This window comes from Capnocytophaga canimorsus (genome assembly GCF_002302565.1).
GTDB classification, from domain to species: domain Bacteria; phylum Bacteroidota; class Bacteroidia; order Flavobacteriales; family Flavobacteriaceae; genus Capnocytophaga; species Capnocytophaga canimorsus.
The window spans coordinates 233,594-245,746 of sequence record NZ_CP022382.1 but is presented as its reverse complement, the minus strand read 5'-3'; the positions used below and the strand labels follow the sequence as shown (position 1 = coordinate 245,746).

Here is a 12,153-nt window from a genome sequence, read left to right as displayed (position 1 = left end):
TTGAGTTTAATCCTTGTAAAGTTTGAAAGGATATTCATTGATAAACATCTCATTACTTCGGATATGGGATACGCAAATGATAAATGTTAGTAAGTTTATCTTTAAATACGGCTTTTATACGTTCTATTTCTTTGAGGGTAATGTCGGAATTCATAAATTGATGGTCGTCAAATTGTTTTTTGATTATACTCTCAACGAACTCATCAATCATTGGGTAAGTTGGGTTTTTAAGGCTTCGGGAAGCTGCCTCCACCGAGTCTGCCATCATCAAAATAGCTGTTTCTTTGGAGGAAGGTATAGGACCTGCATAACGGAAATCACTCTCTATAACCTGCTCATTTTGTTCCATCTCCTTTCGGTAGAAGTAATATACCAAGCTATTGCCGTGATGTGTTTTAATAAATTCGATAATTCGCTCGGGAAGCTTGTGCTTTCGGGCAATTTCAACTCCTTCAGCTACGTGATTGATGATAATACGGGCACTTTCAGTTGGGGTTAAGCAGTCGTGCGGATTTATATTTGTTTTCTGATTTTCAATAAAGTAAACAGGGTTTTTCATTTTCCCGATATCGTGATACAAGGCTCCTACCCTTACCAATAATGCATTAGCTTTAATTTCAACGGCTGCGGCTTCCGCCAAATTAGCCACCTGCATAGAATGTTGGAAGGTACCCGGAGCTTTTTCGGAAAGTTCACGTAAAAGTTTGGAGTTAGTGTCTGTCAATTCTAAAAGGGAAGCATCACAAACCAAACCAAAAACTCTTTCATAAATATAAGTAAGTGGTTGAGAAAAAAGCATTCCCATTCCGTTTAAAAGAAACATAATCAAAAATGAAACGTGTAAATTATGGAGCTGACCTTCTGTAATTAAATGGAAAGCCATATAGGTAAACAGATAAGCAATTGTAGTATATGCTGCTGATATAAAATTATTTAAACGATATTGCGTATCTTTGGTATTTAAGATGATGAATGCCCCAGCAATTATCTGAATAAAAATAAATTGAAAACTATTAGGGGTTATAAATCCGGTTAACAAAATCGTGATGACAAACACAAAAATTGCTGTGCGTAAATCAAAAAATGATTTCAGAATCATCAGCATTAAACAAACGGGAGCTACATAGATATAATCGGGGAATGTTTTTATAAAAAAACTCACCAAATAAATGATTAACAGAACATTGAAGAAAATAAAACTGAGCTTGATGTTATCGTTATAAATGTCAATAGCATAGCGTTGCAAATATACCAAAACGATAAAAATACAGATGCTTACTAAAGTGTAATACCCTAATAAAGACCAATAGTAATTGCTCTGATTCCACGTTTCGGATTCGTATTCCGATTGAAGTGATTCGAGCATCGCCAAGCGTTCTCCCTCCACCATTTCGCCCTTAGCGATGATAAGTTGCCCTTGATTGACTATCCCGTAGGTATAAACCAAATCTTTAAGATTCTCATCAAGAGCCTTTTGTGTAAACTTCTGTTCCACACGAAGGTCAGGTTGCATAATCTCGAAAAGCAATGCTTGGTAATTTTTACGATACTGAGGTTCAAAGGCAAGTTCTTTGGTTACATAATCATTGAGCTGTTCCAAAAAAAACACCTCTGATGTAAGTAACTCACTCACTTGATTTTGCTTACCTATAATCATAACTGTACCTGAGGTAAATCCCTGCGAATTGATAAATACCCCTACCCGATAAGATTTTTTCAAGAATTCAGTTACTTTATCAATGATTTCCTGTCTTCTGTTTTCTGAAATTTTATCTCCGAAATAGGTGGTAATCTTGTCGGGTAAGCGTTGAAGTACGTGCTGATAGACCAACGTATCTTTAGTATAATAAACCACTGATTTACTGACTATTTGTTCAGTTTCTTTAGCTATTTGCTCTTCGCTTTTTTTTAGAGGAAATTCAAAAGGAGCATAAAAAGTTTCGTGCTGCCAAAGTTTTCCTTTCTGAAATTCATACTTAAATTTGGCCTTTTTAGGGAATACCTGCACCACCAAAACTACTGTAATGACAGCAATCAAAATCTTTAAAAATAGAGGATTTATATTTAATTTTTGCCAATATTTTCTCATAAAATGTCTGATTTAAAAATCACAATCTTTAGCAAAAAAGTATATTTACTTGAGATTTTCTTCAATCTTACAAAGGTAATTATTTTTTGAAATGAAATGAACAATTCATACCGATGATTTAAATAAAGTATTGTGTTTTTTCATTTTTAAGAGTGATTTTATACACTTTTCCATACTTTTGCAAACTTAAAAATGAATATTATGCTAAATGTACACGATTTGTCAGTTTCTTTTCAAGGAGAATTTTTATTTGAAGAAGTGGCTTTTATGCTCAATGCTGGTGACCGAGTAGGACTTATTGGGAAAAATGGCGCTGGAAAATCGACGCTTCTAAAATTACTTGCTAAAGAAATGAAGCCCGATTCGGGTACTATTGCAGCTGATAAATCTGTTAAAATCGGATTTTTAAAGCAGGATATTGATTTTGAGAACGGAAGAACAATTTTGCAAGAGGCTTATCAAGCATTTACCGAAATCAAAATCATTGAAAGTCAAATGCAAGAAATACAACGACAACTCGAAGCTCGATCGGATTATGAAAGCCTTCATTATCACAACCTTATCGATTCGCTTACTGACATTACACATCGTTATGAAATTCTTGGAGGATATCATTATCAAGGAGATACCGAAAAAGTTTTATTCGGATTAGGCTTTAAACGTAACGATTTCGATAGACAAACCGACGCCTTTTCAGGAGGATGGCGTATGCGTATTGAATTGGCAAAACTTCTATTACAAAAAAATGACATTCTTTTGTTAGACGAGCCTACCAATCACTTGGATATCGAATCCATCATTTGGTTAGAACAGTTTTTAACCACCTATAGCGGAGCAGTAGTTATTGTCTCACACGATAAAATGTTTTTGGATAATGTTACCAATAGAACCATTGAAATTTCAGTTGGAAAAATTTACGATTACCCCAAAGCCTATTCACAATTTTTGCAACTTCGTGAAGAAATTAAACAGCAACAACTTGCTGCACAAAAAAATCAAGAAAAAAAGATACAACAAACCGAAAAGCTTATTGAAAAATTTCGCGCAAAAGCCTCAAAAGCCTCTATGGCTCAATCGCTTATCAAAAAATTAGACAAAATTGAACGTATTGAAGTGGACGAACAAGATAACAGCGTGATGCACTTACGCTTCCCTGTATCGGTCACACCAGGAAAAGTAGTGCTTGAAATCGCTTCAGCTTCAAAAAATTATGGTGAAAAACAAGTATTACAAAACATTGATTTACTGATAGAAAGAGGTAGTAAAATTGCTTTTGTAGGGCAAAACGGACAAGGCAAAACCACTTTAGCTAAAATGATTGTTGGAGAAATTCCATTTGAAGGAAATATCAAATTGGGGCATAACGTACAATTGGGGTATTTTGCTCAAAATCAAGCAAATTATTTAGATGGTGATATGAGTATCTTAGATACTATGTTTTATGCGGCTAACGATTCTAACAGAATGAAAATCAGAGATATTTTAGGCTCTTTTTTATTTCGCGGTGACGATGTTGAGAAAAAAGTAAAAGTACTTTCTGGAGGTGAGCGGAATCGGTTGGCTTTAGCCAAAATGTTACTTTCCGATTTTAATGTTTTAGTGATGGACGAACCTACTAACCATTTGGATATCAAATCGAAAAATGTATTGAAACAAGCCTTACAAAATTTTGAAGGAACGTTAATTATCGTTTCACACGACCGTGACTTTTTGCAAGGATTAACCGATAAGGTGTATGAGTTCAAAGACAAACAAATTAAGGAATTTTTAGGAGATATTGATTTCTATTTAGAGTATCGTAACGCTACTGATTTTCGGGAAGTTGAAAAAAGCAATAACGAAACCAAAACGACTTCAACTTCTGAAAAAAAATCAGAAGAAAAGATTTCTTACGAACAACAAAAACAACAGAAAACACTACAAAACAAACTCAATAAAGTAGAAAAATCAATCGATGAAATTGAAAAAGAAATTGAAAAAATGAATGAACAAATGTCAACTCAGAACATTGATGATGCGTTTTTTATTCGATATGAAAACAAGAAAAAGGAATTGGAATCACTGATGCAAACGTGGGAGCAATTGCAAGAAGAGCTTGATTTTTAATCACAATTTTTAACAATTCTGTACAAAAGAGAATCTTTTTGAAATTTTTATTGTATTTTTTGACTACTAAAAATTGGCAAATATCTAAAAATACGTATTTTCGCACACAAAATTCAATTCAACAGGAAACAAAATTGTAGATTGACACCTCAGATTTAACAAAAACGAAAATGAATCCTAAAAAAATATCTTTTTTCATTGTATCGGTTCTTTTAGTTTTGTTTGGAATCACGTTTTTGAGTGGTCTGCACCAAACAGAAAAAGGAACCGTTAATGAAGGGTTTAACATAAAAGTAGCCCTTATTAAATACCCTACCACGAGCTTGTTACTAAGTAAAAAAGCGGATAAAAATGACAAAGTTGCCAGTATTATCAATGAAACCCACATCATCAGTAACGATACCGAAGAAAAAAATGATGAAAGCCAAGAAAAACGAGATTCTTTAATATTTGCAAAAACAGATAAAAAAGAAGCTCTAAAAACAAATACCGAAGGGCGAATATACTACCCCGATAGTATCATCGGTTTTATTACTAAACTCAAACAAAAGCTCAAGGCCTCACGATGCCAAATTATTCATTACGGTGATTCTCAGATTGAAGGAGATAGAATTACTTCCTATACCCGAAACCGATTACAAGGGCTTTTTGGGGGTGGTGGACCAGGATTTTTCCCTATAAAAGTAGCTTACGAACAAAATAGCATTGATATTACAAGTAGCCCTAACTGGCTTCGGTATGCTGCCTTTGACCGAAAACAAAAGTATTTAAACCACGCCAAATATGGTATTTATGGTAGCCTTTCAAGATTTACTCCTCACCTAAATACGATTACTGACTCGGCAAAAGTTGCACTAATGCCTACCGAAAAAGCAACATTTACCATAAAACCCTCTAAAAAGGCATTTCAGCGACTACAGAAATTTCATAAGATGGGAATACATTATGGTAACAATCACACACCAACTTTTATTACCGTTTATGAAAACGGAAATATCTTAATGCGTGATTCTTTAAAAACTGACGGCAGACATCATTTGTTTCAGATTGACTTTCAAAGTACGCCACAAGAAATTAAAGTAGAATTAGAAGGCAAGATAAGTCCTGATTTTTACGGAATTACTTTAGATGACATTACAGGAATACGTATGGATAACGTGGCTATGCGCGGAGAATCAGGGCGTTTTTTCATAAAAATGAATCAGGAAAATTTCCGACAAATGGCAAACCAACGAAAAGCCGATATTATCATCTTCCAATATGGTGGAAATACTATTCCATACATCAATGAAGAAAAACAAGTTGGAGGCTATGTTAGAACCCTAATGCGAAACATCATGTGGGTAAAAGACAGTAATCCAGAGGCTTTGTGTCTTTTAATTGGTCCAGGGGATATGGCAACTTCAGTAAATGGTGAAATGGTGACCTATCCGTTTTTACCTTTACTTAACGATGAAATGAAAAAACAGAGTTTACAAAACGGTATGGCGTATTGGAGCCTTTTTGAGGCTATGGGTGGTGAAAATTCAATGGTTTCTTGGGTAGAAAAAGGGTACGCTTCACCCGATTACATTCATTTTCGCCCTGAAGGAACTCGCCTAATGGCAGAACTTTTGGTACAATGTCTTCAAGAAGACCTTTTAACTATTGATTGATTATGGAATTGTTACAAGATATTTTTGCTTTTTCTGATAAAAATCCGCTGATTTTCACTCGAATTAACTTCTGGATATTTTTTGCTGTAGTTTATTTTGTTTTTTCCTTAATTTATAAAAGAAATCACATTCGGAATGCCTTTTTGCTATTAGCGAGTTTATTCTTTTACTACAAAACCAGTGGTTTATTCGTGTTATTACTGATATTCAGTACAGTTACTGATTTTTTCTTAGGAAAATACATCTATAATCAAACTCGTCAGTATTTGCGAAAAAGTGCTGTAACTATCAGTATCATTATCAATCTGTTAGTACTTTGTTATTTTAAGTACGCCTACTTTTTTACCGATAGTTTTAATTTCTTTTTTCATACTAATAATGAAGTATTTAACTATTTGGCTTATTGGGCAAATGGTTTTAATTCAGAAGGATACTTTAAAGTAGATACTATCATTTTACCTGTAGGGATTTCTTTCTTCACTTTCCAAACCATCAGCTATACGGTAGATATTTATCGTAAAAAGGTAGCCCCCTTAAATTCGATTCTTGACTTTGGTTTTTATGTGAGTTTTTTCCCTCAATTAGTAGCAGGACCTATCGTTCGTGCAGAAAGTTTCGTACCTCAAATAACGGCAAACACCCAAATTGATGCCTCACATTTTAACAAGGGAATTTATATGATTCTCAAAGGTTTAATCAAAAAAATGATTTTTGCAGACTTCATCGCAATGCATTTTTTGGATAAAGTCTTCGATTCCCCTACTCTATTTACAGGATTTTCCAATATGATGGCTTTAATAGGATATTCTTTACAAATTTATGGCGATTTTTCAGGATATACCGACATAGCCATTGGTTTGGCTCTTTTAATGGGCTTCCAACTCCCTACCAATTTTAATTCTCCTTATAAAGCTATAAATTGTGGCGATTTCTGGAAACGTTGGCACATTTCATTATCTACTTGGTTACGTGATTATTTGTATATTCCTTTAGGAGGAAATCGTGGTAGTTCTTGGGCTTCAATTATTATTTCTTGTTTATTGATAATAGGTGTTGTTATCGCTTTTAATAATATGTATTTCACTATTTCTGTAGGAGTTATATTGGTTATCGGAACTATTTTGGCTTTTATAAACAAAAATTTTGAACGACATATTTCCACCAATATAAATATTATGCTCACGATGCTCATTGGAGGATTGTGGCACGGAGCTTCTTGGAAGTTTGTGATTTGGGGCGGACTTAACGGCTTGGGTATTTTGGTGTACAAATTTTGGCGAAAAATAAGTCCTTATGAGAAATCAATCTCTTGGTTAGCTACTACTTGGAAAATAGCTATTACTTTTATTTTCATCACTTTAGTTCGAATTTTTTTCCGAGGTGAGGATATGCAGCGTATCTCCTTATGGTTCAATCAAGTACTGTACAATATGGATTGGGGATCTGCTTGGGAGGTAGTTTGGCATCACCGCTGGGTTTTTCTGGTGATGTTCATTGGCTATGTAACCCATTGGTTACCCCAAAATTTCAAAGACCATATTGAACGAAAATTCTCTGAAAGTCATATCATTGTTAAAGGAGCTATTGCTGTGATTACAGTTATTATCTGTTATCAGGCGTATTCTTCGGATTTTCAGCCTTTTATATATTTCCAATTTTAATCTATGCTTGACATAACCTGCGTTGAAAATCAACCTATTGAGCTTTGTTTCCCTCACGGAATAACACTTGATATCAAACGAGAAGACAAAATTCATCGTTTTATATCAGGTAATAAATACCGAAAGCTGAAATATAATCTGTTAGAAGCTCAGCGACAAAATAAAAAAACATTGCTCACTTTCGGAGGTGCTTTTTCAAATCATATCTCGGCAACAGCCTATGCGGGACAAATTTCAGGTTATAAAACCATAGGCATCATTAGAGGTGACGAGCTCAAAGATAAAATACAAGAAAATCCGACCCTAAGTTTCGCCCAAAAATGCGGTATGCAACTACATTTTATAAGCAGAGCTGAATATCGTTTAAAAAACACTTCTTCCTTTATCAAACAGATTTACAATCAGTTCGGAGAAGATATTTATTTGGTTCCCGAAGGAGGCACCAATGCTTGGGCTGTAAAAGGCTGCCAAGAAATCATTACCTTAGAAGACGCAAAATACGATGTTATTGCTTGTGCTGTGGGTACGGGAGGTACACTGTCGGGAATTATTAACGCCAGTTTTCCGCACCAAACCATAATTGGTTTTCCGGCTTTGCAGGGAGATTTTCTGCATTCGGAAATAGAAAAATACGTTTCAAAAACCAATTGGAAACTCATTCACGACTATAATTTTGGCGGATATGCTAAAGTTTCCGATGAATTAGTACACTTTTTAAACGATTTTTATCAAAAAACAAAAATCCCTTTAGACCCTATTTATACTGGAAAAATGATTTTTGCTATTTTTGCACTCATAAACAAAGGTTTTTTTAAAGCCAATTCAAAAATATTAGCCATACATACTGGCGGATTGCAAGGCATTGCCGGACTGAATCAGAAGCGAGAAAAACAACACCGAAAGACACTTATTTATGATGAAGAAATTTAGCTTTTTACTATTAGGATTATTGGCACTTTCGTGCTCTCCCAGATATTATAAGAAATCTAAAAATCCAAAAAAAATCACCCAAAGAAATACGCAATCAAAACACATTCTAAAAAGCACTTCAAAAATCGAAAAAAATCACAAAAACGATGATGAAGATGAATATTTAGTAGCCACCTCGGCAGTCGAAGTAACACCCGCTGTAATTAGACAATATATTGAAACCTACAAAGATATCTCAATGGTTGAAATGCAACGATACAAAATTCCTGCAAGTATCACTTTGGCACAGGCAATTTTGGAAAGTGGTAGTGGACAAGGTCGTTTGGCTCGCTACGGAAATAATCATTTTGGTATCAAGTGTCATTTGGGCTGGGAAGGAAAAACCATCTCACACGATGATGATGAAAAAGGAGAGTGTTTTCGAAGATACAAACACCCCAATGAATCTTTTGAAGACCATTCTATTTTCATTGCCAATAGAAGTCGATATGCTTTTTTATTTGAGTTAGCCCCTGACGACTACAAAGGTTGGGCATACGGACTCAAAAAAGCAGGATATGCCACCGACCCCAAATACCCGCAAAAACTCATTTCTCTTATCCACAAATATCAGCTCCATCAGTACGATGAGCAAGTTTTAGGAATTAAAAAGGATAAGAAACAATCACCTAACTCAAAAGCAAAATATTACATTGTGAAATCGGGCGATACGTTGTATAAAATTTCAAGAGAACAAAACGTTTCGATTGAACGAATTATACAACTTAACAATCTAATAAACAATAACATACAAGCTGGTCAGCAATTACGATTGGAATAATTATTTATATCAAATAATATTTTTAGTTCGCTATAATTCTTAAATTCCGTTAGTAAGTGCATTTTTTTGGGATAGTTTTTCTCTCTTATGAATGGAGGCGTAGCTGAAATGAAAAAGAGAGAAAGTAAAAAACTTTCTCTCTTCAAAAAAATGTTATTCCTTTGTCAAATAACCACATAAGACAATGAAATATGAACATTTGACTTTGGGGCAAAGATACGGAAATAAAAGCATATCTTAAATGCAATAAATCCCAAAAATTTATTGCCAAACAATTAGATGTATCAGGGGTAATGACAGGTGATGATTTTTCATTGGATATTAACAATCCCAAAGAACCTAAAATCCTTTGTGTAAGTAATAATCCCGACAGGCAAAACATCTATTCGGCAGATTTGGGACTCTACAATTCCTGAATCGTAAAACTCATCAATAAAAAAGGACAACTCTAATCTTCCGTGATTATCGATGAGCTTCCCTCCATTTATTTTCGTGGATTGGACAATCTTATCGCCACCGCACGAAGCAATAAAGTAGCCGTATGTTTGGGATTTCAGGATTTTTCATTGTGTAGAAATTATGAATTACTGCTAGAAAACTCAGAAAATATGGTCAAATTATCCGCTATAAAAATTTTACTCAATAAAAATTTAAATAGGCTTTTAATGTGCCCCTTCAAAAAAAATCGCAAATAAATTTGGTAATATAAAATATTGTTGTACATTTGCACTCAGAAAATCGCGGGATAGAGCAGTAGGTAGCTCGTCGGGCTCATAACCCGAAGGTCACAGGTTCGAGTCCTGTTCCCGCTACAAAGTTATAACTATTTGAAAAATACGCTTTTAGGCGTATTTTTTTATGTTGAATATTACCCATTTAATCCGTACTGAGTATAAAAGGGAGTATAACGGGGGAAGCCTAATAAATCAACTCCTATCTGAAAGGAAACTTTTCAACGTTTGTGATAAAAACTTTTGACATATTCTTAATAAATTTTATTATACGTTTGATTTTCAGTTGTTTGCTCTTCGGTTTCAATAGGTAACAGCCTTTGCTGAAAAATATTGTATTTCAGTTGGTCGGCGGGGATATGGTTGTATCGGTTTTTGTCTGGATACACATAATTTTCCTGATAATTCGGGAATTTTTCTGTGAAAAGAATAATATCGCCATCAAATTGGGATTTGCTGTCGCCTCGCATTTTGCCGTCTGTGGTTTGTTGGAAAATGACTAAAAACAATTTGCCGTTGTATTTTTTACGCAAATCTTTATCCACTTCAAATTTGCTGTCAATCTCTTTGATTTTCTGAAAACTATCTATCACAATAACCTCATTTTCACGAATGATTTTATCAATTTCGGAAAGTGAGCGTACATCGTGAGCTTCGATATTGTTCAGAGCCGTGGGGTTCAAATACTGATAGGCTTTTTCCTTGTACAAACGGCTTTCAGGATTCTCCTCGATAGAAATATGCCCTACTTTGTAACACTGTGCTAGGTCATTCATAAACTGAAAGGCAAAGCGAGTTTTTCAGTTTCCTTGACCTCCTGTGAGCGTAATTACCAAGCTGTCGGTACTCAAAGACGTTTACATCATTCTCAAAAAGAAATCGAAACGGAAGATAATTACACCTTTTTTGAATATTTTTTACGACCAACGTATGATTTTCGACAAGAAATTCTCTCTCACGGAGCTGAAATTGAGGTGATTTCACCCAATTAGTTTCGCAAGGAAATTCAGCAAATTGTAGCTGAAATGCACAAGTTTTACAAATTTAATAGCATAAAAATGTTAGAGAAAAATAATTTTTATAACTAGGAATAGCATTCTTCAATAGATAATGCTTTCGTTATCTTCGTTAAATAGTTTTCTATTTTTAATTACGGCATCGCGAGATGCATTGGCATAACAATACACACAGAAATAGCTACACGTATTGTACATACCTATATCTTTGCTAATCATACAGCCACATACTTTTCGCTGTCCTTTATCTTTCATTTTTTCGGGAGACAATTGCTTTAAATTCTCTAATGGGAAAAGAGTGTTTTTCTCGGGGAATTTTCCGTAGTTAAGATAGTACACAAAATCGGTATCGTGAGAAAAAATACGTTTCATTAATTCACTATCAACACAACGATTGTGATAAATTCCGTAGAAACTCAAATCTATGTCTTCACAGCAAGTCGCTAATTCAAGATACCAATTTTGATTTTTCCAATATTCGCGTAATTTCAAAAGTCCTTCCGCAATTTCTATTTTTTGTTCATTTGTAAATTCTGATTTTTCAATATTTTCTTTATTAAACTGATTGGTTGTTTTTATCAAATTATTTTGAACTTTTCGATAACCATTAATATCGATATAACTAAACACTAATTTTTCGGTATATCCTTTCAATTGTTTTCCGATATTCCAAACGCGACGAAGAATTTCCCTTGGAGGAATATCGTCTGTTACTATCATTGGGTCAAAACGCCATATTACTTTCTCTTTTCCAATCATTTCTGACAGTTTTTTGAAGATTTCAATGCGTTTTTCTACGGTTGGCACATTAATTTCAAAATTTTCTTTATCGTAGTCATTTAAGGTAAACTGAAAGTAATAATGTATGCCCTGCTCATCCAATTCTTTTAAATAAGAAAACAAAGGTTTAGGGTTTTTAGTCCAAAAAACAACCGCTTTACAATTCTTAAAAGAAACGTACATCGGCTTTTGATTAAATGGATTATACCAAACCACATATCCTGCTTTCAGCCTATTAGAAAACCATTTGGCAAAAAAAGCAGGAATATCCGTAGCACGAGAAGCAGAAATAACCACAGGAGCTACGGCTTCTACTTGCTCTCCTTTATCTGTTGTAATAATAATTTTTTCGTGCATTATGATAT

Annotated in this window: 9 protein-coding genes, 1 tRNA gene and 1 pseudogene; 8 read left to right on the top strand and 3 right to left on the bottom strand. The window is 34.2% G+C overall.

All coding sequences use genetic code 11. The features are described 5' to 3' along the window. Positions 1-52 precede the first annotated feature (52 nt). A complete protein-coding gene (locus tag CGC47_RS01085; RefSeq protein WP_095899871.1) occupies positions 53-2,089 on the bottom strand; it encodes an HD family phosphohydrolase in 2,037 nt (678 codons plus the stop codon). Between the two features lie 201 nt (positions 2,090-2,290). Between CGC47_RS01085 and CGC47_RS01080 the strand changes: the two genes are divergently transcribed. From CGC47_RS01080 to CGC47_RS01050, 7 genes and pseudogenes are all read left to right on the top strand, one after another. Beyond that, positions 2,291-4,195 carry an ABC-F family ATP-binding cassette domain-containing protein gene (locus CGC47_RS01080; RefSeq protein ID WP_041998751.1) on the top strand — a complete coding sequence of 635 codons (1,905 nt, stop codon included), beginning with the start codon at positions 2,291-2,293 and terminating at the stop codon, positions 4,193-4,195. A gap of 170 nt (positions 4,196-4,365) precedes the next feature. Continuing rightward, positions 4,366-5,850 (top strand): SGNH/GDSL hydrolase family protein, encoded by a 1,485-nt coding sequence (locus tag CGC47_RS01075; RefSeq protein ID WP_095899870.1) that lies wholly within the window; start codon positions 4,366-4,368, stop codon positions 5,848-5,850. Continuing rightward, on the top strand, positions 5,850-7,511 hold the full coding sequence (locus CGC47_RS01070; RefSeq protein WP_370444591.1) for an MBOAT family O-acyltransferase: 1,662 nt from the start codon (positions 5,850-5,852) through the stop codon (positions 7,509-7,511). The genes CGC47_RS01075 and CGC47_RS01070 overlap by 1 nt, the downstream gene beginning before the upstream one ends. A 3-nt stretch (positions 7,512-7,514) precedes the next feature. After that, positions 7,515-8,441 carry a 1-aminocyclopropane-1-carboxylate deaminase/D-cysteine desulfhydrase gene (locus CGC47_RS01065; protein ID WP_041998742.1) on the top strand — a complete coding sequence of 309 codons (927 nt, stop codon included), beginning with the start codon at positions 7,515-7,517 and terminating at the stop codon, positions 8,439-8,441. Beyond that, positions 8,425-9,261 (top strand): glucosaminidase domain-containing protein, encoded by an 837-nt coding sequence (locus CGC47_RS01060; protein ID WP_095899869.1) that lies wholly within the window; start codon positions 8,425-8,427, stop codon positions 9,259-9,261. Before CGC47_RS01065 ends, CGC47_RS01060 begins: the two co-directional genes overlap by 17 nt. Positions 9,262-9,551: 290 nt before the next feature. After that, positions 9,552-9,956: pseudogene (locus CGC47_RS01055) on the top strand (hypothetical protein); the annotation flags it as partial. Positions 9,957-10,000: 44 nt separating this feature from the next. Then, a tRNA-Met gene (locus CGC47_RS01050) sits at positions 10,001-10,073 on the top strand. Positions 10,074-10,246: 173 nt separating this feature from the next. Here the strand turns inward: CGC47_RS01050 and CGC47_RS01045 are convergent. After that, the gene (locus CGC47_RS01045; protein ID WP_041998733.1) at positions 10,247-10,768 is read right to left on the bottom strand and encodes a hypothetical protein; all 522 of its coding nucleotides are present in this window, start codon (positions 10,766-10,768) and stop codon (positions 10,247-10,249) included. Between the two features lie 33 nt (positions 10,769-10,801). On the opposite strand from CGC47_RS01045, the gene CGC47_RS01040 reads away from it, so the two are divergent. After that, positions 10,802-10,984, top strand: coding sequence for a WYL domain-containing protein (locus CGC47_RS01040; RefSeq protein WP_232779670.1), 183 nt, complete (start codon positions 10,802-10,804; stop codon positions 10,982-10,984). A gap of 108 nt (positions 10,985-11,092) precedes the next feature. Here the strand turns inward: CGC47_RS01040 and CGC47_RS01035 are convergent, their stop codons facing one another. Then, the gene (locus tag CGC47_RS01035; protein WP_172458708.1) at positions 11,093-12,145 is read right to left on the bottom strand and encodes a DUF1848 domain-containing protein; all 1,053 of its coding nucleotides are present in this window, start codon (positions 12,143-12,145) and stop codon (positions 11,093-11,095) included. Between the last annotated feature and the right edge of the window lie 8 nt (positions 12,146-12,153).